This is a genomic window from Rothia sp. HMSC069D01 (assembly GCF_001810135.1).
Taxonomy (GTDB): domain Bacteria; phylum Actinomycetota; class Actinomycetes; order Actinomycetales; family Micrococcaceae; genus Rothia.
The window spans coordinates 43,075-63,079 of record NZ_KV800108.1; the positions used below are offsets into that span (position 1 = coordinate 43,075).

At 61.2% G+C, this 20,005-nt stretch carries 14 protein-coding genes; 8 read left to right on the forward strand and 6 right to left on the reverse strand.

Annotation, left to right across the window (positions count from 1 at the left end; translation table 11 throughout):
- Positions 1-43 precede the first annotated feature (43 nt).
- The 4 genes from HMPREF2710_RS04740 to HMPREF2710_RS04755 all read right to left on the reverse strand — a co-directional run bounded on the left by HMPREF2710_RS04740 (position 44) and on the right by HMPREF2710_RS04755 (position 4,481).
- Positions 44-1,009 carry a DUF6318 family protein gene (locus HMPREF2710_RS04740; RefSeq protein ID WP_049362988.1) on the reverse strand — a complete coding sequence of 322 codons (966 nt, stop codon included), beginning with the start codon at positions 1,007-1,009 and terminating at the stop codon, positions 44-46.
- 106 nt (positions 1,010-1,115) lie between these two features.
- Positions 1,116-1,958, reverse strand: a complete 843-nt coding sequence (locus HMPREF2710_RS04745) for a DUF6318 family protein (RefSeq protein ID WP_070599793.1) — start codon at positions 1,956-1,958, stop codon at positions 1,116-1,118.
- A 283-nt stretch (positions 1,959-2,241) separates the two neighbouring features.
- Positions 2,242-3,390, reverse strand: coding sequence for a DUF6318 family protein (locus tag HMPREF2710_RS04750; protein WP_070599795.1), 1,149 nt, complete (start codon positions 3,388-3,390; stop codon positions 2,242-2,244).
- Between the two features lie 269 nt (positions 3,391-3,659).
- Entirely contained in the window at positions 3,660-4,481 is an 822-nt protein-coding gene (locus HMPREF2710_RS04755) for a DUF6318 family protein (RefSeq protein ID WP_246824529.1), read from the reverse strand.
- A 657-nt stretch (positions 4,482-5,138) separates the two neighbouring features.
- Between HMPREF2710_RS04755 and HMPREF2710_RS04760 the strand changes: the two genes are divergently transcribed.
- The gene (locus tag HMPREF2710_RS04760) at positions 5,139-7,058 is read left to right on the forward strand and encodes a dynamin family protein (RefSeq protein ID WP_070599799.1); all 1,920 of its coding nucleotides are present in this window, start codon (positions 5,139-5,141) and stop codon (positions 7,056-7,058) included.
- A gap of 48 nt (positions 7,059-7,106) precedes the next feature.
- On the forward strand, positions 7,107-8,981 hold the full coding sequence (locus HMPREF2710_RS04765; protein WP_070599800.1) for a GTPase: 1,875 nt from the start codon (positions 7,107-7,109) through the stop codon (positions 8,979-8,981).
- A gap of 129 nt (positions 8,982-9,110) precedes the next feature.
- Here HMPREF2710_RS04765 and HMPREF2710_RS04770 read toward each other — a convergent pair whose 3' ends face one another.
- Positions 9,111-9,998: an IclR family transcriptional regulator gene (locus tag HMPREF2710_RS04770; protein ID WP_371326371.1), complete on the reverse strand. Its 888-nt coding sequence runs from the start codon at positions 9,996-9,998 to the stop codon at positions 9,111-9,113.
- 411 nt (positions 9,999-10,409) lie between these two features.
- On the opposite strand from HMPREF2710_RS04770, the gene leuC reads away from it, so the two are divergent.
- Together leuC and leuD are read left to right on the forward strand one after the other, a co-directional pair.
- Positions 10,410-11,852 carry a 3-isopropylmalate dehydratase large subunit gene (gene leuC, locus HMPREF2710_RS04775; protein WP_070599805.1) on the forward strand — a complete coding sequence of 481 codons (1,443 nt, stop codon included), beginning with the start codon at positions 10,410-10,412 and terminating at the stop codon, positions 11,850-11,852.
- 31 nt (positions 11,853-11,883) lie between these two features.
- The gene (gene leuD, locus HMPREF2710_RS04780; RefSeq protein WP_005505627.1) at positions 11,884-12,477 is read left to right on the forward strand and encodes a 3-isopropylmalate dehydratase small subunit; all 594 of its coding nucleotides are present in this window, start codon (positions 11,884-11,886) and stop codon (positions 12,475-12,477) included.
- Positions 12,478-12,631: 154 nt separating this feature from the next.
- Here the strand turns inward: leuD and HMPREF2710_RS04785 are convergent, their stop codons facing one another.
- Positions 12,632-14,080 (reverse strand): hypothetical protein, encoded by a 1,449-nt coding sequence (locus HMPREF2710_RS04785; protein WP_049349034.1) that lies wholly within the window; start codon positions 14,078-14,080, stop codon positions 12,632-12,634.
- Between the two features lie 691 nt (positions 14,081-14,771).
- Here HMPREF2710_RS04785 and murA point away from each other — a divergent pair.
- The 4 genes from murA to HMPREF2710_RS04805 all read left to right on the forward strand — a co-directional run bounded on the left by murA (position 14,772) and on the right by HMPREF2710_RS04805 (position 19,627).
- Positions 14,772-16,205 (forward strand): UDP-N-acetylglucosamine 1-carboxyvinyltransferase, encoded by a 1,434-nt coding sequence (gene murA, locus HMPREF2710_RS04790; protein ID WP_070599807.1) that lies wholly within the window; start codon positions 14,772-14,774, stop codon positions 16,203-16,205.
- Positions 16,205-17,062, forward strand: coding sequence for a lysophospholipid acyltransferase family protein (locus HMPREF2710_RS04795; protein ID WP_070599808.1), 858 nt, complete (start codon positions 16,205-16,207; stop codon positions 17,060-17,062). The genes murA and HMPREF2710_RS04795 overlap by 1 nt, the downstream gene beginning before the upstream one ends.
- Positions 17,063-17,164: 102 nt before the next feature.
- Entirely contained in the window at positions 17,165-18,283 is a 1,119-nt protein-coding gene (locus HMPREF2710_RS04800) for an NAD(P)H-dependent glycerol-3-phosphate dehydrogenase (protein ID WP_070599810.1), read from the forward strand.
- Positions 18,284-18,508: 225 nt separating this feature from the next.
- On the forward strand, positions 18,509-19,627 hold the full coding sequence (locus HMPREF2710_RS04805; RefSeq protein ID WP_049349044.1) for a D-alanine--D-alanine ligase family protein: 1,119 nt from the start codon (positions 18,509-18,511) through the stop codon (positions 19,625-19,627).
- Positions 19,628-20,005: the final 378 nt, after the last annotated feature.

Sequence of the window (20,005 nt, forward strand, 5' to 3'; positions counted from 1 at the left end):
CGAAGCGTGAGAAGCGCCTCGCAGATAAAAGCGTTATGACGAACTATGACGCCGCGGAAGTGGCGGACGCCTCAGTGGAAGCTTCAGCAGAAGCGGCGGCAGAAGCAGAAGCCGAACCGGATGCCGCGCCAGACGCCGCAGCACTCGCGGTGGATGCGCCTCCCTGGGCGGTACCTCCCTGAACAGTGGCACCGTACGCCACGCTCAGCTCCCACATCTTAGAATCAGCATGGTAGCGGCCGCGGAAATCGCACTCCTGAACCGTCACCTGAGAAGCCGGACCCGCCGCAGAAGCCGTGGCAGAAGCAGTGGGGGATGCCGCGTCAGACACCAGCGCATCCTCAGAAGGCTCAGCAGAAGCGCTCGCGGAGGTAACCACCGGCTGGATCTTGCCCTCAGCCACCGCCTCCGTACCGAAGTCCAGAGTGTACTTGCCCTTAAACAGCAGGTTGCCATCGCTCATAATGGACGGCTGCGCACTCGAAAGCGCATAGGAAGCCGACGGATTCACATACCAGGAACCCTTCTCCACACCCGCAAGAATAGAAGCCGACAGAGCATCCACCTCAGAGCGAGTCTTCGACGACAGCTGAATGCCGGTCGAGAACGCATCCGTGCTACCGGTCTTCACCAGATAATCCATAGCCGCCGCAAAATAAGCAATCGCCTCATGAAAACCCGTCACCGTATTCGCCGACAGAGCATCAGTCACCTTCGGCTTCGGAGCATTACGCGGCGGATGCTCCACCGTACCCTGCTCATAATTCAGCGCACCCTCATAGTGGGTGTACTCCACCAGACCCGAATAGTTCTTACCATCATCACTGTACCCATTCGGGTTAGCGCTCGACTTCGAACCATTCAGGCTACCACCCTGAGAACCTGACTGCTGGCTAGATCCACCCGAACCGCAAGCGCTCAACAGCGCCGCAGAACCGGCAACAGCAGAAACGCCCACACCCAGACGCAGCAGAGAGCGGCGAGAGAAAGACTGAGAAAAAGAAGACATAAGAGAAAAACCTTGAATCCAGGAAAGCTCGTTACTACCAGAGTAAAACAGATCATGCCCTAACCCGAGTGCGAGTTAGGGCATGATGCCTCATCCATCTGAGGGCTTAAAGGTTGTCACCATTAGAATTGCCGCCATTACCGGAGTTGCCGGAATTGCCAGCATTACCGCCGTTAGCGGCACCACCATTAGCGCCACCATTCTGCGGCTGAGCCGAAGCCTGAGCCTCGTACTCATCCTGAATAGTCAAAGTCCAATCATTATCGTGGCGCACACCGGTAATCACCAGACCGCGCTCAGTACGGCGCACCTTCTCGGACATCTCCGCAGGAGCACCGTCAATCACCACGGTCGGACCCAAATCAATCACCAAGTCAAAGGTCCACTGCACGCTCTTTTTCACCAGCGCAGGAACCGCAGTGAACGCAGACATAGTCACCTTCGGCGACACAAACCAATCACGATTCTGCGAGCTCTCATTCGACTCATCCATGAACGAAGAGAACGATGCAACGAACTTCTCATCAGCCTTCGACTCACGCAGCGGAGCCGCATCACCGGTCAATACCAGGTAGTTAATCGCCGCATACACGAACGCAATCGAATCGTACAGACCCTGCACCGAGTTCTCCGTTGCGCTCACCGGGCGCTTCGGGACCGGCACGTTCTGCGCGGGAGCAGACTCGGTCGCCGGAACGAAAGTGCCCTTCTTCTCATAGTTGTCGAAGGTGACCTCGCCGCTAAAGTCAGTGCGTGAAGAGGCAGAGGGGGAAATCTGAGGGGTATCCACGTCAGCGTTCTCGGTGGTGGAGGAAGAGCCACCGCAGGCAACCAGCAGGGCGCTCAACGACACGCCTGCAACGCCCGCACCGGCGTAACGCAGAGCAGAACGGCGGCTGATGCCGGTAGTGGAACTGGGAAGCCCAGAGGTCAAAGGGAAAAGCGCCACGGAGTACCTTTCGAGTGAGAATCTCAGGTGAGAGACGAGTGAGAGTGCGCCTCGACGAGCGGATATCACACGTGGATATCCCTCTAGAGACAGTCCTAAGTATAACGCGCCCCCGCCTTCACACCCGTGTGTACCACCGCTCAAATGAGCGTGATATGCCGCCCATCAGCGAACTTACCGCAGCCAGTGAACTCAGTGGAACCAGCGGGAGCATCGCACCAGATGAGAGTAGCGAAGGAGGGGACGCGTGCATCGTCTATAGGGATTGTCTATAGGGGAGGGGCTACTGGGCGCCCCCGGCGGGAGCAGCATCTGCACCGGCATCACCGGACTGAGTGGCGCCGGGTTCAGGAGCACCGGGAGCTACACTCGGCTGAGCCGTCGCAGCTGCAGGCTGAGTCGCCACGGGCTGCGCGGGAGCGGTAGCCGCAGGCGCCTGGGTAGCGGCAGGCTGAGGAGCCTGAGCTGCGCCACCCTGACCTGCAGAACCCTGACCGGCACCATTCTGGGAGCCGGTGTACTGACGGGAACCGCCCTGGCCGGCACCGCTCTGACCTGCGCCATTCTGGGCGGCACCGTTACCCGAAGTGTTCGCGCCAGTGTGAGCGCCGCCATTAGCCGCCACGGTGCTGTCATCAGTCACCGTCGGGGTATAGGTCGAAGAAGGGTGAGCACGCGGAGTCTGCGTCGGCTTCGGAGTCAACGCGGGATCGTACTGCTGAGGCGCAATTACCAACCAGCGCTTCGCCTCCTCATCGTACTCAGCGTAGAGAGCCTTAATCTCCTGTGCCTCAGTGTCTTCCAGAGGCTTGGTCGTATTGGTCGCCTTCTCAACCTGCATACCGTGCGCCTGAGTTACGGTGCACGCCCACGCATACTTAGTGCCGCGGGTCGTCGGCTGCTTATCGGTCAGACGGAAAGTCCACTCACCATCAACCAGCCAGTTCGTGCCGGGCGCATAGAACGCACGCAGTTTCTCCAGCGCCGCACGGTCGGTAGAGTTCTGAGCCTGAACCACCTGCAGAGCAGGACCGGGGTCACCGGTCATGCGGGCATAGTTCACCGCCGCCGCAAAATACGCGAAGGTGGCGCGCAAACCGCGGGCGTTCTTGTCGTACATGCTCTCATCCTCAATCGGGATGGGCACGGCACTCGCCTTAGAATCAACGCTTGCCGGGCCGGCAGTCGGCTCAATCGTGTAGACCTGACCGGTTTCCGGGTCGGTGCTACTCATCGGAGCTGCGCCATTGCCGGGAATGTACTTGGTCCACTTCAGCTCGCCCGACAGGTTGTCGTAGGCACCCGCAATCGAAGCGGAAGCAGTGGGGGAGGCGGTCGCCTCCGCAGTCTTTTTGGAACCGCAAGCGGCAAGCATAGCGCCCAGGGCGGCGGTGCCCGTAAGCGCAATAAAGTGGCGGCGGCTGTGAATCATAGTGATCCCCTTGAATGTGCTGTGATGCGGAAGTATCGGTGATAAGTGAAGAGCTCACGCTCCAATTCTCAGCCTAACATCACGCCCCTACAGGAGGGCGCGAAGCAGTCACCCGCAGGGCGGGTAGACGCGTATTGAGGCGAAAATGGGCGGACCTCATCTAGCCCCTAGCCTATAGATTTCACGCGTGGCACACAAATAAAAGCCCTCATCCGTGCCTCATATCACCCAATATGACGGGTTCTTTGAGGCACGGATGTAAAGAAGCTTTAGGCTGAGCCTCGAATATAACGAGCCGCCTTAGAAGGGGTGCTCTCATTCGGGGTCGGGTGCGCACTCGGAATATTCGCGGACGGTTCAGCGGTAGCCGCCGGGGTTGCGGTAGCGCTCGGGGAAGACTTCAGATCCTCCAGCATCTGCCAGCCCTCTTTGCCAAAGTAGACGTACGCATCCGCCTTCTGATTGCTGCCGTAGATGCCGGTGAGCTGCTCACGCTGACGGGTTTCATGGTTGAACAGGAACGCGTTCTCGTCCACCTTCAGGGTTGCCTTCCAGCAGTAGACGTCCTGCTCGGTAGCGGGCACCGGCTGCGGGGAGCTCAGGTTAATGCACATGGGGTGGTTGTTCTTAGAGACCAGCCAGCCAATGTTGTAGCGGTAGATATCGCGGTACATCTGCGCCATGTTGCTAAAGTGCTCCTGGCCGGGCAGACCCATGAAAGGGTCGGTATCGCCGGTGAGGAGCATGTAGTTCTGTGCCGCACCCCAGTACTGCAGGAAGGCGTGCAGACCTTCGACGGTGCGCTCTTTAGCTTCCGGGGGCATGGTGGGGCGGGGGACATTGACGGCTCGATGGCTCAGGGTGCTGTTTGAGAAATTTCCGGAACGCTCAAAGAACTGATCCGGCAGAAGAGCCGGTCCGCGACCGTCCAGAGCCGATGCGGGCAGGGGCTCGGCGTACGTAATGCTGCGCGTGGTGGTCGCAGATTTGGTCTGGGAGCTCTGAGGAGCAGCCTTAGTAGGGGAAGGGTTAGCGAGTGGTTGAGGGCGAGAAACTGCGCTGGGGCTGCAAGCGCTTGCGAGTGCGCTCAATGCTGCTCCGGAAGAAAGAGCAAGAAGATGGCGCCGTGACAGCGAACCGAACATACGCAACCTTTCGCAAGAGTAAAGATGGGCAGACAGTATGCGGGTAGCTCGGATGCAGTGAACCTCAACGGCAGTAAATTGTGAATGTAGTTGCGTGAGGGTTCGGTGAGCATTCCCGGTGGGTGTGGCATACCGCGGTGAGTACGGATGCGATACGAAGGGCAGGTCAGAAACCTCCTGGGGATTCGGTGTGGATTATGACCTGCCTGTATGTCGTGCTCAACGATTCTAAGCGTACTTTCAGGTTCAAAATGACCATATCTGCGCTTGAGCGTAAAAAGTTATCAAATCTTAATATTTGCCCGTTTTATGCGGGTTATAAAACGTACCAATGTGTTCGAGATAACCGCAATAAGATGCGCTGTTTTCCCGCGGAAACTTAGGGATTTTCTAATCTTTTCTTCTTGTGAATAAATCATAAATTGGAGTTATTGCACTCTGGGTGCAAGTAGTATCTCAACCCCTTAAGGTTGTCCAAACACCTATCAAAAACAGCCCCTCGCACAGCCGCAGCACCCCCATCCGCACAATCTAGCTACAACGCGACCGCGCCAACGCCCAAACATGGCATGAAGCAGGTGCACCCTATGGGACAATAGCGCTGTGACTACCACCGACTATGCGCAGCTCAAAGTAGCTCGCGAACTGCTCACTCGAATCCCCCTCCCGCTCGACGTAGAAGCCGGCGAAACCCCCGGCACCCCCTACACCGTCACCCACGACGGCACCGCAGAGCACGGCACCGCCACCGCACGCACCCTGCTCGCAGCCATGGCACGACAACTCGACGACTACATCCTGCCGCGCAGCGCCAGCGTCGATAACCCCCTCACCATCGTGGTCGGCGGCTCCACCGGCGCCGGCAAATCCACCCTCGTCAACACCCTGCTCGGCGAACCGCTCACCCAGTCCGGCGCGATTCGACCCACCACCCGCCACCCCGTACTCCTGCACCGCGCAGAAGACGAGGCGGCACTGTCACCCGAACGCTTCCTGCCCACCCTGCCGCGCACCCGCACCTCCGGCATGAACGCCGGATCGCAGGCACTACCGGGCCTTGACCCGAAGATTGCGCGCGCCCTCATTCCTATTACTACCTCGGCGCTACCGCAGGGCATCGCGCTCATTGATGCGCCCGATATCGACTCCGTCTCCGAAGAAAACCGCACCCTCGCCAAGGAACTGCTCTCCGCAGCAGACCTGTGGCTCTTCGTCACCACCGCCAACCGCTACGCCGACGCCGTGCCCTGGGAGCTACTCCACGAGGCTGCCGCGCGCTCCATCGCAATTGCCGTGGTGCTCAACCGCGTGCCCGAAGGCGACGAAGAAGCCATTGAAAACGACCTGCGACGCATGCTCGACGAGGCGGGAATCCACGCCGTGCTGATTCACACCGTCACCGAACAGCCGCGCGATGAAAGCGGCATGCTCGCCCCCGTCAGCCTCGCCCCTCTGACCCTGTGGATCCGCGAACTCGGCGCCGACGCGCCCGCCCGCGCCGCCATTGCCCGGCAAACCCTCGCCGGTGCCGTCGAAACCCTCGCCGGTAACCTGCAGGTGCTCGCCGCCGAACAGGCACGCCAGCAGGCGGCACACCAGTCGCTTGCCACCATCGTCGCCGAAGAATACGAGGACGCGCTGACCACCATCGACGGTGCCCTCTCCGACGGCTCCCTGCTGCGCGGCGAAGTGCTCTCGCGCTGGCACGACTTCGTGGGAACCGGCGACTTCTTCCGCTCCCTCGACAGCACCATCGGTCGCCTGCGTGACCGCGTCGGCTCCGCCCTGCGAGGCCAGCCCGCCGCCGCCCAGAAGGTAGAAGACGCCCTCGAAAGCGGCATCCACGCCGTCGTGCTGGATGCCGCCGCCCGCGCCTCCGAAAACACCCGCACCCGCTGGCGTGCCAGCCGCGCCGGACGCTCCCTGCTGGCGCGCCTTGATGCGCCGCAGGCTGTTTCTGTTGCGCCGCAGACTGTCTCTGCCGCACCCGAACAGAATGCAGAAGCTAAGGGCGAAGTGCAATCCGCCGAGGACATCTTCTCCGCAGCCGTTGCCGAGCAGATTCGCCTCTGGCAGGGTTCCGTCCTCGAAATGATCCGTGAAGAAGGCGCCGACAAGCGCAAACGTGCTCGCTTCCTTTCCCTGGGCGTGAACGCTACCGCCGTGATGCTCATGGTCGCCGCGTTCAGCCTCACCGGCGGCATTACCGGTATTGAAGCGGGTATTGCGGGCGGTAGCGGCGTGGTCGGCACCAAGCTGCTCGAGTCCATCTTCGGTGAAGACGCGGTGCGCCGCATGGCAACCCGCGCCCGCACCGACCTGCTCGAACGCATGGCGGATCTGCTCACCGAGCACGCCCAGCCCTTCACCGCCGTGCTGGAAGAAACCGACCCGCAGGCTGATGCCGAGGACATTCACCGCGCCGCCGAACAGGTACAGGCAATCGCCGCAGAAATGAGCACCCAGAGTCAAACCACACAGCGCCAAGCCGCAGCCCACACTAACGGCACGGTTGCCCGCTAAACCACTCCGGGCAGGCACCCCGCACCACAGACGAAGAAATAACGCACTATGACTACCCCCGAGAAAAAACTCGAGAACGCCGAGCGCAACACCGATCGCAACGCCGAGCGAGGCGCCACCCCCGGCGTGGCGACCTCGCCCTTCGCGCGTTCCGTCGCATCCCTCAAGGAAGCCATTAGCTACGGCGAAGGACGAGTCCCCGAGACCGTACTGCTCGATGCCACCGAAACCCTCGAACGCCTCAGCCAGCGCCGCGAACTCTCCACCGAGCACACCGTCATCGGCTTCTTCGGCGCGACCGGCAGCGGCAAATCCACCCTCTTCAATGCCATCGCCGGGCAGAACATTGCCCTCTCCGCACCCACGCGCCCGACCACCTCCACCGTGCAGGCGGCAATCTGGGAGGCAGAGGGCAGTGAAGAACTGCTCGACTGGCTCGGCATCGACAAGCGCGTTTACCCGCAAACTCAGGCGCTCGCCGCCGAAGGGGAAGCAACCGAGGGTAACGGGGCTGGCGGGGGAGTAGCGGCACCCAACGCCGTCACCGAACCCGCACCAGGACTCTTCAACCGCATCCGCCGCGCAGTAGGCGGACGCGGCGAAATGCGCACCCGCACCGGTGGACTGATCCTGCTGGACATGCCCGACTTCGACTCGGTCACCACCACCAACCGCGACCTCGCCGCCCGCATGATGCGCTACGTGGACGTACTCGTCTGGGTCGTCGACCCCCAAAAATACGCCGACGCCGTCATCCACCGCGACTTCATGGTGCCGCTCGCCGCCTCCGGTGCGCAGGCACTCTGCGTGCTCAACCAGGCGGATAAGCTCGCACCCGCCGAGGTTCCCGCCGTGCTCGCATCCCTCACCCGCCTGCTCCAGGCTGAGGGTACCGAGGCGCACCTGCTCGCCGCACCCATCGCCGTTTCCGCCCGAACCGGTGAGGGCGTGGACGCGCTCCGCGACCTGCTCGCGCAGGTAGCCGCCGCCAAGAGCCTGTCCCTGCAACGAACCGACGCGCAGCTGCACGCCACCGCCTCCCAGCTGCGCACCTACGCCGGGGGAGAGGGCGCCGTTCTCGCTGGAGCCTACGCCCTCGAAGCGGAACAGAAGCTCGTGAAGGCGTGCTACACCTCCAGCCAGGCTGAGCAGGTTTTGCAGGCGGCAACCGCCTCCTACCGCCGCGCCGCGGGACAGCACACCGGCTGGATCCTCACCCGCTGGATGAGCCGTCTGAAAGCTGACCCCCTGCGCCGCCTGCACCTGGGGCATCAGGACGAAACGAAGAGCGCGTCTAAGGCGGAGAAGTCCTCGGGCATGCTCGGCTCCGATAGCGAGAACGCACCCGAGCTGGTGGCATCCTCGCTACCCCCGCTGAGCGCCGCGCAGAAGGCAGGCATGGCAAATGCCGTGCGCCAATACAGCAAGCAGATGGCGGACCGCGTCGAAGACCCGTGGAAGCGCAGCATGAAGGAAGCCGCACTCTCTCGCGAGGCGGAGCTACCCGAACTGCTCGAACGTGACATGATGCGCATCGACTACGGCCTCGGCCGCACCCGCGCCCCCTGGGTCATCTTCAACGCGCTGCAATGGATTGCACTACTGAGCGCCCTGGTAGGCGTCGGCTGGCTGACCCTCATCTCCGGCATGGCGTACCTGCAGATTCAACTGCCGCCCGCCCCGACTCCCGAAGGCTCCCCGGTACCCCTGCCGACCCTGCTTCTGTTGCTGGGTATCCTGCTTGGTATTGCCTCGGCGGGTGTGGGCAGGTTGCTCACCGCCATGGGCTCACGCTACTACGCACGCAAGCTGCGCGGTCGCCTGCAGACCGGCGTGGAGAAGGCGGTGCAGTCCTGCGTGGTCGCCCCGGTGCAGCTGGAAGCTAAGCGCCTCAACTCCTACCGCAAGGCGCTGGACATTTAGCGGCGTATCATCTGAAAAACCGCATCAGGATAAGCTGCATCAGGCTAAGAGTGCATAAAAGAATCCCTCCCTACCTCTCAAACGAAGTGGGGAGGGATTCTTTTCGTGAAAACTATCTAGAACAGAGCCTTAGCTTTCCTCAACATCCGATGCCGAGTGAGAAGCAGAAAGCTCACGCAAACCGTCAGTAATCGCCTGAGCAGCCTTGACGACCAGCTCGGGGTAGTTGCGGTTCGGCTGGCGGGTCATACGATCAATCGGACCCGAGATAGACACAGCCGCAATCACCTTGCCACCGGGAGCACGCACCGGAGCGGACACCGAGGCGGTACCGCGCTCGCGCTCGCCCACGGACTGCGCCCAGCCGATGCGGCGCACAGCCGCGAGCATGGCTGCGCTGAAGTGTGCATCGCGCAGGCCTTCAACAATGCGGTTCTGATCTTCCCAAGCCAGCAGAACCTGGGCGGCGGAGCCTGCCTGCATGGACAGCTGGGTGCCGACCGGAATAGATTCGTGCATGCCGGAGGGGCGGGGGGAGGTGGCTGCGCACACGCGCCAGTCACCCTGGCGGCGGTACAGCTGGGTGGACTCGTCAGCTTCGAGGCTGAGCTTCTGCAGGATCGGGTCTGCCACGGTGATGAGCTCGTCAGCAATGGTTGCGGATGCGAGTTCGGTCAGGCGGGGTCCGAGCATGAAGCGTCCCTGCACGTCGCGGGCTACGAGGCGGTGGTGTGTCAACGCCACGGCGAGGCGGTGTGCGGTGGGGCGCGCCAGACCGGTTGCCTTGACGAGGTCACCCAGAGATACGGGTCCTGCCTCGAGGCAATCAAGAATGAGGGTCGCCTTGTCGAGCACGCCAACGCCGGAGGAGCCGTGGGAGTTTACCTCTACCATCTGCTCGTCGGCGGCCATGTGTTCGGGCGGCTTGACGGGGTCGACAATCGGTGCGTTGTGGTATGTGGATGCGTTGGGGTGACGCATTCCGTGTGCGTTAAAACGTGAAGCGGAAGGAGTCATTCTTATATTCTATCTCAGAATATGAAAGATACCCCGGACTTCGTGGACTCTTTCGGGTGCACAGCTGAAGATGGAATCACCCCCTACGGGATAAATTATGAGTTTTTCATAATAAGTGTTTATGTGTGTTTATGGGTGAAAATGTGTGAAAAAGCCGCAGGAAAATGCGCGCAATCCCGCAAAATTACCCTGGAGTCATAGAGTAAACCCACATAAAAACACTCGCTAGTTCGGGGTGTTTCTGGGCCGTCTCACAGGCTAAGAATTCGTGAAAAAATATGCGACACGCCGCAGGGAAATACCGATTTGAGGGTCCCATCGGGTACATAATCCGCCCCTCAACTCCGCAAACTTGCGGCACGCACCACACCGAACGCATCCACCGTAGGAACGCATCAAGCAGGAGAAAGCATGACTAGCGAACAGAACGCAACCACCGCGGGCACCCGTCCGCGCACCCTGGCAGAAAAAGTCTGGGACGCACACGTCGTCGTCCCCGGTGAAAACGGCAAGCCCGACCTGCTCTACATCGACCTGCAGCTACTGCACGAAGTGACCTCCCCCCAGGCATTCGAAGGCCTGCGCATCGAGAACCGCCCCCTTCGCCGCCTCGACCTGACCATCGCCACCGAGGATCACAACACCCCCACCGACAACATCTTCGGCACCATCGCCGACCTGACCAGCCGCACCCAAATCGAGACTCTGCGCCGCAACGCCAAGGAATTCGGCGTGCGCATCCACTCCCTCGGTGACGAGGAACAGGGCATCGTGCACGTGGTCGGCCCGCAGTTGGGTCTGACCATGCCCGGCATGACCATCGTCTGCGGCGACTCCCACACCTCCACCCACGGTGCGTTCGGCGCTCTCGCGTTCGGCATCGGCACCTCCGAGGTGGAGCACGTCATGGCGACCCAGACCCTGCCCCTGGCACGCTTCAAGACCATGGCAATCAACGTTGAAGGCACCCTCAAGCCCGGCGTGACCGCAAAGGACATCATCCTCGCCGTCATCGCGCAGATCGGTACCGGCGGCGGTCAGGGCTACGTGCTCGAATACCGCGGCTCCGCAATCCGTTCCCTCTCCATGGAGGGCCGCATGACCATGTGCAACATGTCCATCGAGGCGGGCGCACGCGCCGGCATGGTCGCCCCCGACGAGATCACCTTCGAGTACATCAAGGGCCGCCAGCACGCGCCCAAGGGTGAAGAGTGGGACAAGGCAGTCGAGTACTGGAAGAGCCTGCCCACCGACGAAGGCGCCGTCTTCGACAAGGAAATCTTCATCAACGCTGACGAGCTCGAACCCTTCGTCACCTGGGGCACCAACCCCGGTCAGGGTATTCCGCTGAGCCACGCCGTTCCCTCCCCGGACGACTTCGAGGACGAGAACGACAAGGTCGCAGCAGAACGCGCCCTCGAATACATGGATCTGAAGGCCGGCACCCCCATGAAGGAAATCCCCGTGGATGTCGTCTTCCTGGGTTCCTGCACCAACTCCCGCATCGAGGACTTGCGCGCCGCAGCAGACATCGTGCGTGGCCGCACCATCGCCGAGAACGTACGCATGATGGTCGTGCCCGGCTCCCAGAAGGTGCGCGCACAGGCCGAAGAAGAGGGCCTGGACAAGGTCTTCAAGGACTTCGGCGCCGATTGGCGATTCGCCGGCTGCTCCATGTGCCTGGGCATGAACCCCGACCAGCTGGCACCCGGCGAGCGCTGCGCCTCCACCTCGAACCGTAACTTTGAAGGACGCCAGGGCAAGGGCGGCCGCACCCACCTGGTCTCCCCGGTGGTCGCCGCCGCAACCGCCGTGCGCGGTACCCTGTCCGCACCGTCCGACGTTCTGGCGTAATACGCCACCGACGCTATAAAGGAGAGCCATTATGGAACCCATTATTAAGCACACCGGCATTGGCGTGCCGCTGCGTTCTTCGAATGTTGACACCGACCAGATCATCCCCGCCGTCTACCTCAAGCGAGTGACCAAGACTGGCTTTGATGATGCCCTCTTCGCTAACTGGCGTAAGGACCCCGAGTTCATCCTGAACCAGGAGCCCTACAAGCACGGTAGCGTGCTGGTTGCGGGCCCGGACTTCGGTACCGGTTCCTCGCGTGAGCACGCCGTGTGGGCGCTGCGCGACTACGGTTTCAAGGTCGTTATCTCTGCTCGTTTTGCCGATATTTTCCGCGGCAACTCCGGTAAGCAGGGCCTGGTCACCGCACAGGTTGCACAGGACGATATCGAGCTGATTTGGAAGGCGCTGGAGCACGAGCCCGGCACCGAAATCACCGTTGACCTGGAGTCCAAGACCGTAACCGTGGGCGCGCTGGTTGTTCCCTTCGAGATTGACGACTACGTGCGCTGGCGCCTCATGGAGGGCCTGGACGATATCGGTCTGACCCTGCAGAACCTCGAAGCTATTGAAGCGTACGAGGCGAAGCGCCCCTCCTGGATGCCCCGCACTCAGGAGCTCTAAGTAGGGGAACTCTAAGCCGTAGATATATAAAGCTCGAAGGCGGCGACTGATTCAGTCGCCGCCTTCGAGCTTTTCTGTACCCAAAAACCTGGCACACATATGAATGTGCCTCCCCGGAACTTCCGGGGAGGCGTATTTATTCAATACCTAGAGCTTAGGCACCCTCAGTGATGGGGGTGTTCAAGGTTGCGTTCTCGGTGCAGCTGTACAGCGCCGCCGAACCGGGGGAGCGCACACCCGCGGTCGGGTTCGCGTTCTGTGCGGTGGCAAGAGCGAAGTCAGAAACCACCTCGTGGTTAATGTAGCTGCCGCCTGCGCCGCCGCCGCTGCTCAGGGCGCTGAGCGAGTAGATGTTGCCTTCGCCCTCGAACTGCACCTGACGGCCGAAAACGGCCTCGTAGTATGAGCCAACGGTCCAGATGTTCAGGCCTGCGCCGCCGCCGCCGTAGCCGGCGCCACCACCGGATGCTACGGAAGTGAGGGAGAGCTTGCCGTAGGTGTGGGAGAGCAGCGCGCCCGAGCCGCCCTTACCGCGGTAAGAGCCGGTAGCGTCCGCACCGCCGGTTCCCTTTTCCTTATCACTCACGGAGTCGCCCTCGTAGCGGTAGTAGCGCGGGAAATCGTAGGAGTCGAACCAGGATTCGGACATGGGCATGAGCTTTAGCTCGTTGTTCTCGTCGAGGACGCCTGCCAGTGCCTCACCGAGGGTGCCAGCTACGCCGGAGCGACCAGCGGTACCGCCGGTGACCATGAAACGCATGTCGAGGGTCTTATCGTCCTCGTCGAGGGGCTTGAACTCCTGGTAGGGGCTTGCCATGAGCATGCCGCCCTGACCGGTGTTGTCGGTGCCCAGGTCGCCGCCCGCGCTGCCGCCTGCGGTGGTGGATGCATCGCGACCGTCCAGCGCCACGCGCAGTGCCGGGTTCAGCTGATCCTTGGGCTGGGCGTTGAAGAGGCTCTGGTGGGTGGTGAGGGTGCCCAGCTGCGCGCCGCCGCCGCCAGCACCGGCAACGGCTACGACGGTGACTGCGCCGTCGCGGACGAGCTCGACCGCGGAGGAGCCGCCGCCGGACGCGCCGTACACGTAGCCGCTATCGGTGCCTACTACCTGCGCTGCGCCGGTTGCGGTGCTGGAGCCGGTGGAGTCGCCGCCTGCTGCGTAGCCTTCGCCTCCGAGTGCGGGCTGTGCGCCGGCTGCGGAGCCGACGCCGCCGTTACCCGCCCAGACGCGCAGGATGTCGCCGGACTTGACCGCAAGAACACCGCTGAGCTGTGCACCGGCACCGCCGCCAGCCAGGGCCGCGTTCGTGACGTCGGTCAGGTATCGGGGAGTGAAGGAAGATGCGGCACCGCCGGCACCTCCCACGAGGTCGAAGCGTACTCGTCCAACGCCTTCAGGGACGAGCCATTCGGTGTATGCGCCAGCCTTGTCGTCGAAGCCGGTTGCGGTCGGCTTGAGGGTCAGAGCGGGGGAGCAGGTGGGCTCGCCGCTTGCCGCCCATGCAGGGACGGTTGCGCTGGCGAGGATAACGGGAGCACTCCACGCCGCACCCTGTACGAGGCGACGGCGCGAAATGCGTGATGCAGTGTTGTGATGTGTCATATTTGGGGTCCTCCGGTAGTTCGCGGATGCAGCCGCGAAGCGACCTGTGGTTGGTTGCGATGGGCCCTGGTTTTTAGTTGACTTTCGAATATTTACGGTGATGTTGAAGTGAATTTTTGAAGTTAAAGTGAATCAGGAAGCCGAACCGTTTTGGTTGGGTACCATCGCAAAGGTTTATGCAGTGAATGCACGCCACGCGCCCTCCCGTGAGGCTCTGTACTGCGCGGGTGCAAGGTCGGTGCCGGCGCCTATGCCGCAGTGTAGAGCTGATTGGCTCCTCCGTGAGAGCGGAGGCGCCGTTCAGTGGGCACGAGTGTGCACGTTATTGTAGGGGTGAGGTTGCTCTCAAGTTCAAATTCGGACGTTAAAAAGACGAAACTAACGTCAAATTTCGGCGAAGAAACAGAAAATGTTTGCATTAGTGTGAATGTTTGTGTATCTTTTTGTTTTTCTGGCTCTGAATCTGAGGGGGCCAGAGCGGTTTTTCACATACACAACAGAGCAAAATCTCAGTCACGAGTTCCAAAGGTTCTTCAGTGTTTGGAGCACCTTTACGCAGGGCTTAGAATAATGATGAATATATGCGCCCGTTTCGCCCTGCTACCGGCAGGGGCGCGGCACGACAGAACGCGGCGCATCGGCACACTGTTAAAGTTCGGCCTAAACCAGCCGACTCCACAAAGGATTTTTAATGACTGAGAACATCAGCAAGCTTCGCATTGAAGGTGGCACTCCGCTCGTTGGTGAGGTTCACGTTCGAGGCGCCAAGAACCTGGTGCCCAAGGCGATGGTCGCAGCACTGCATGGTTCGACCCCCTCGACCCTGCGTAACGTCCCTGACCTGAGCGATGTCGAAATCGTTACCACCCTCGTGGAGCTGCACGGTGCAAAGGTCGACTATGACCGCGACGCTGGTGTTCTGACTCTCAACCCCGCACAGGATGCAACCACCGCTGCAAAGAACGCAGAGGAGATTCAGCTCTTCGGTGGTAACTCCCGCATCCCGATTCTGATGGTGGGCCCGCTGCTACACACCCTCGGTACCGCACGCATCCCCAACCTGGGTGGTTGCAAGATTGGTGACCGCCCCATCGACTACCATATGGCGGCCCTGCGCAAGTTCGGTGCAGTCGTTGAGAAGGACGATGAAACCGGCACCACCCTGATCGTTCCCGAAGAGGGCCTGAAGGGTGCAGAGATTGTGCTGAACTACCCCTCCGTGGGTGCTACCGAGCAGGTTCTGCTCACCGGTGTGCGCGCTAAGGGTAAGACCGTCCTGCGCAACGCAGCGATTGAGCCCGAGATTATTGACCTGATTGCTGTTCTGCAGAAGATGGGCGCCATCATCTTCATCAATGAGGACCGCACCATCGTCATTGAGGGCGTGGACGAGCTGACCGGCTACGATCACACGTCCCTGCCCGACCGTAACGAGTCCGCTTCCTGGGCTTCTGCAGCTCTGGCTACCGGCGGCGACATTTTCGTGCGCGGCGCAGATCAGAAGGATATGACCGCGTTCCTGAACCAGTTCCGCAAGATGGGTGGCCTGTACGAGGTGACCGCCGAAGGTATCCGCTTCACCCACCCGGCTCAGCACACCCCCGGTGCTCAGCTGAAGCCCATCGTCTTTGAGACCAACGTGCACCCCGGCTTCATGACCGACTGGCAGCAGCCCCTTGTCGTGGCGCTGACCCAGGCTAAGGGCGCATCCATCGTGCACGAGACCGTGTACGAGGAGCGTTTCGGCTTCACCAACGCCCTGAAGCAGATGGGCGCAGATATTGTCGTCATGCGTGATTGCGTGGGCGGCGCACCCTGCCGTTTCGAGGGTAAGGGCTACGGCCACTCCGCTATTATTTCTGGTCCCACCCCGCTGACCGGTGCCGACATTGAGGTTCCGGACCTGCGCGGCGGCTTCTCCCACATCATTGCTGCTCTGGCCGCTAAGGGCACCTCTCACGTGAGTGGTGTTGAGCTGATTGCTCGCGGCTACGAGAACTTTGAGGAGAAGCTCAAGAGCCTGGGTGCCAACTTTGAGGTGCTGGCACGCAAGGCGTCGAAGGCTCCCAAGCCCGATGCGGCAATCGTCGTTGTTGAGCCCGAGGAAGTTGAGGTTCAGGACTAGTGAGCGGACAGCAGGGAAAGCAGGCTCTGCCTGAGATTGAGCCCACCGCCTCCGGCGATGCTCTGTACAAGGTGCTCGGTAACGCTGCGCGCGGGCTGTACATGCTCATCGCACGCGTTGAGATTGCCGGCCGTGAGAACCTGCCCTCCAGCGGCGGGTACATTATCGTGGCAAACCACACCACCGAGCTTGACCCGGTGACCGTGGCTTTCCCTGCTTTCGTTGAGGGCGCCCTGCCGCGCTTCTTGGCGAAGGATTCGCTCTTCCGTGCACCCGTGCTCGGCTACATTATGCGCAAGCTCGCGCATATTCCCGTGGTTCGCGGTTCGGTGGATGCGCGTAAGTCCCTGATTACTGCCCGCAAGATTGTTGAGGCTGGCGGTGCCGTCATAATTTTCCCGGAGGGCACCACCACCCACGATCCGCAACTGTGGCCCATGCAGGCGCGTACCGGTGCGGCTCGTCTGGCTCTTGCGACCGGCGCGCCCGTCTTCCCGGTGGCGCACTGGGGGGATGAGCAGATTCTCGGTTACGTGGATGAGCCTGGCGAGGACGGCCGCATCAAGGAGAAGCGTAAGATTTCGCTGTTCCCGCGCAAGACCGTCCGCGTGAAGGTTGGCAAGGCACTGGATATTGCCTCCCTCGTTGAGGATGCCAGCCCCGATGCTAAGCACACCCGCACCGAACTGGGCGTGGTCACCGACGCCATGCTGGATGCTATTACCGCCGAGCTGGAGCAAATCCGCGGCGAGAAGGCTCCTGAGGGGCGTTGGAATCCGCGCACTAAGCGTCGTGAAGCCCCCGGCACCCCCTCCGGTCCGGTCGGTGGCGCACTCGGCGAACCGGACGAAAAGTAGTATTCCCGCTGGGAATCATATGAGAGCCACCGATAGGTGCCCGACCGGGCGCCTTCGGTGGCTCACCCAAGGACCTCACAAGGAAGAGAGGCTGGTGTTTTCGTGACTTTCTTTGGACGCACCCCCGCAGCAAGCCCTGAATTTACCCCTCCGGCAACCGTACAGTCTATTGCGGTGCTGGGTGCCGGTAGCTGGGGCACCGCTTTCGCTAAGATCGCGGCGGATGCTGCCCGTGAGCGTGGAGATGACACTCGTGTGACCCTCATTGGTCGTGATGAGCAGGTGATGGCTGAGTGCGAGCGCACCCGCGAGAACGCCCGCTATTTTCCGGGAATGAAGCTGCCGGACAACATGCACTTCACGGCGGATGCCCCCGCGGCGCTGACCGGCGCCGATATCGTGGTTCTTGCCCTGCCTGCGCAGGTTCTGCGTTCGCAGTTGCAGAGCTTCGCCCGCTATATTGAGCCGAACGCCATGCTGGTGTCTTTGGCGAAGGGCCTGGAGACCGGTACGGGTCTGCGCATGTCGCAGGTCATTACCGAGGAGCTGGAAGAGGCTATGGCTCTGCGCGGTGCTGATGTGCGCGCGATCGGTCATATTCCGCACCGCGTGTGCGTGCTCTCGGGCCCGAACCTGGCGAAGGAAATCATGGGGGAGGAGCCTACCGCCTCCGTGGTTGCGGCTCGTACCCTGCCGGTGGCTGAGGCTGTTGCTCACGCGATTGCGTGCGGTTACTTCCGCCCGTACACCAACACGGATGTGGTGGGTACCGAAATTGGTGGCCTGGTGAAGAACGTGATTGCCCTCTGCGTGGGTATTTGCGAGGGCCGCAATTACGGCGATAACTCGAAGGCGTCCATTATGACGCGCGGTCTGGCGGAGATTACCCGCCTGGCGGTGGCGTTGGGCGGTGAGGCTGCGACGATGAGCGGTCTTGCCGGTATGGGCGACCTGATTGCGACCTGCTCTTCGCCGCTGTCTCGTAACCACACGGCGGGCCGCCTGCTGGCTCAGGGTGTTACCCCTGACCGCCTGCACGAGCATATGAGCCAGACCGCTGAGTCGATTAAGTCGGCGCCGGTGGTGGCTGAGTTGGCTCGTCGTCACGGCGTGGAGATGCCCATTGTTGAGGCTGTGGTGGCTGTGCTTTCGGGCCGTATTGGCATTGAGGAGTTGGCGCCTCAGCTGCTGGGTCGCCGCCTCAAGCATGAGGGCCACTAAGGTTAAAGCTTTCTGGTGTGCTGGCACCCCTTGATTCGGGTTGTGTGCCAGGACATACTAGAAGAAGATTGAATGTAAACATCCAAGGACGGATACCGTTGCGGAAAACCGGTGCGTGAGAAACGCATCAGTGACCGCGACGGTATTCGTGCGTTAGGATTATTGACGCATTGCCGTTCCACCTTCCGGACCTAAGGGTAGGGGAACATTGACTAGGAGAAATATATGACCGAGAAGAAGACCGTCGCCCTGCTGTGCGGTGGCCGCTCCTCTGAGCACCCGATTTCGCTCATTACCGCTGCCGGCGTTCTGGGCGCTATTGACCGCACCGCCTACGACGTCATCACTATCGGTATTACCCGTGACGGCCGCTGGTACCTGACCGATGAGCAGCAGCTTGCCGAGCTGACTGCTGGCACACGCGGTACCGCAGAGTTCCCCGAGGGGACCCAGCAGGTGTTCCTGCCGATGGGCGCCGGCGATTCCCGCCTGACCCTGGTGGATGCTGAGGGTAACGTTACCCGCACTGCACCGGTAGACGTTGTGTTCCCGCTGCTGCACGGCCCCTTCGGTGAGGACGGCACCGTGCAGGGTCTGCTGGAAATGGCTGACCTGCACTATGTGGGTTGCGGCGTGACCGCATCCGCTGTGGGTATGGATAAGCACTTCATGAAGGTTGCTTTCGAGTCCGCTGGCCTGGAGGTCGGCCCCTACGAGGTTGTCACCAACCGCCAGTGGGAGCACGAGGACCGCGAGCAGATTCTGGAGCGCGTGCTGAAGCTGGGTTTCCCCATGTTCGTGAAGCCGACCCGCGCAGGTTCTTCCTTCGGTATTACCAAGGTGGATTCGGTGGAGGAGCTCGTGCCCGCGATTGAAGAGGCACGCCGCCACGACCCGAAGATCATTATTGAGGCGGGTATTGTGGGCCGCGAAATCGAGTGCGCTGTGCTCGATGGCCACCACGGCGAGATGCCGCGCGCATCCTACCCCGGCGAGATCGAGGTTGTGGACGAGGATCACGGCTTCTATGACTTTGAGGCGAAGTACGTTTCTGAGTCTTCCGCTGTGACCGTGTGCCCGGCGAACCTGCCGCAGGATGTGCAGAATCGTCTGCGTGAGCTGGCTGTGAAGGCGTTCCTGGCGCTGGATGGTGAGGGTCTGTCTCGTGCGGACTTCTTCTACACCGAGGATGGCCGCCTGGTCATCAACGAGGTGAACACCATGCCCGGCTTCACCCCGATTTCGATGTACAAGACCATGTGGGAGAGCACCGGCATTTCCTACACCGACCTGATTAGCGAGCTGCTGACCCTGGCGATGGAACGCCCCCTGGGTCTGCGCTAGTTCTTGAGGTAGCGCTAGTTCTTGGGCGCGCCGTCGTTTTGACTGCGCTCAGTTATTGAATACGTAACGGCGGGGGAGTAGCCCCTGTTGTAAGGCGCCTCGGTGCGGATTCTTGAGGGATTCGCGCCGGGGCGCTTTTTGCGCGGTGGGCAAGTTAATGCCTTTGTGGGAAGGGTAATTGGTACGTATTGAGCTCCAAAAGCTTATGAGAATCGCTCGTTTTTCACTCATGAGAAAAATCACTTATATTCGCCTCGAAGTCGCTTGGATGGTGGAGTGCAAGTTTTAAAGTGGTATTGATAAGGCAAAACGTAATTCTGCTCACAAGTGCATGAAATGATGCTTCTAGGTAATGAAAAGATGTTGTTGATGGTCGTT

Bases quoted from the DNA above. Each gene is read 5' to 3' on its own strand.
- HMPREF2710_RS04740 (WP_049362988.1), bottom strand. From the start codon at position 1,009: ATGTCTTCTTTTTCTCAGTCTTTCTCTCGCCGCTCTCTGCTGCGTCTG.
- HMPREF2710_RS04750 (WP_070599795.1), bottom strand. From the start codon at position 3,390: ATGATTCACAGCCGCCGCCACTTTATTGCGCTTACGGGCACCGCCGCC.
- HMPREF2710_RS04765 (WP_070599800.1), top strand. From the start codon at position 7,107: ATGACTACCCCCGAGAAAAAACTCGAGAACGCCGAGCGCAACACCGAT.
- HMPREF2710_RS04770 (WP_371326371.1), bottom strand. From the start codon at position 9,998: ATGACTCCTTCCGCTTCACGTTTTAACGCACACGGAATGCGTCACCCC.
- leuC (WP_070599805.1), top strand. From the start codon at position 10,410: ATGACTAGCGAACAGAACGCAACCACCGCGGGCACCCGTCCGCGCACC.
- leuD (WP_005505627.1), top strand. From the start codon at position 11,884: ATGGAACCCATTATTAAGCACACCGGCATTGGCGTGCCGCTGCGTTCT.
- HMPREF2710_RS04785 (WP_049349034.1), bottom strand. From the start codon at position 14,080: ATGACACATCACAACACTGCATCACGCATTTCGCGCCGTCGCCTCGTA.
- murA (WP_070599807.1), top strand. From the start codon at position 14,772: ATGACTGAGAACATCAGCAAGCTTCGCATTGAAGGTGGCACTCCGCTC.
- HMPREF2710_RS04805 (WP_049349044.1), top strand. From the start codon at position 18,509: ATGACCGAGAAGAAGACCGTCGCCCTGCTGTGCGGTGGCCGCTCCTCT.